This is a genomic window from Oleiphilus sp. HI0061, from assembly GCF_001635675.1.
In genome coordinates this window covers 1-869 of record NZ_LWFE01001871.1, presented here as the reverse complement: position 1 = coordinate 869, position 869 = coordinate 1, and the positions used below count along the sequence as shown (strand labels likewise).

The 869-nt window shown below is 45.3% G+C and carries 1 protein-coding gene; it reads left to right on the top strand.

Annotated elements, in window-relative coordinates; genetic code table 11:
* Positions 1-80: 80 nt before the first annotated feature.
* Positions 81-869 (top strand): GTP-binding protein (locus A3735_RS28415; RefSeq protein ID WP_068639110.1); only part of this gene is annotated, 789 nt, incomplete at its 3' end.

The following is an 869-nucleotide window of genomic DNA, read 5'->3' as shown; positions in this document are numbered from 1 at the left end:
AAGCAAGGGTGTTAAGCGCATTTTCACGCCAAAAGATTTTGACCTAATGGCAGTGATGAACGAGATCATGGACGTCATTAATGCACAAAAAGCAAACTAAGCCTGATCTTGCGCTTGATCAACTGACTGCACAAATGCAGTCAGAGCTACCTGAGAAAGTCGCGCAGCAGTTAGAGCAAGCAGCCAATCTAGAGAAGTGGCCAATTGCCCAACTAATTTCGGTCTTTGAGCGAAATACCACGCAGAACTTTGTCACTCGGCACCAGATTGTCTCTTATCTAGAAAAGAAGCAATCTGGTAACGACAAACAAGGTATGGTCTTGGGTATTACCGGTACGCCCGGTGCAGGTAAGTCGAGTTTAATCGGCGAGCTTTGCTTAACGCTGCTTAAAGAGCGTTCGGACATGTCGATCGCTGTCTTGGCGATAGACCCTTCTAGCCATGAGTCTGGCGGCGCCCTGCTCGGCGACCGGACACGGACAATTTTCCCGGTAAAAGACAAGCGACTATTTTTCCGATCTCAAGCCTCGCAGCAAGACTTGGGTGGAATGAGTAAGCAAACCTTCCACGTAACGCGCTTGCTAAGAAAAATTTTTGATCTGATCATCATTGAAACGGTCGGTATCGGCCAAAGTGAGATTGAAGTTCAGAAACTTAGCGACCATACCTGCCTGGTAATGCAGCCATTGGCTGGCGATCAGGTTCAGTTTATGAAAGCCGGAATCATGGAAGTCCCGGACACCTTTATCATCAATAAATGTGATGAAGATAATTTAGCGAAAAAAAGTCTGCACTTGCTTAAATCGAGTCTAAAATTAGCCAGTATTTATGTAGAAAATGCCGGTGATAAAAAGCAAGCAAATGTTAAA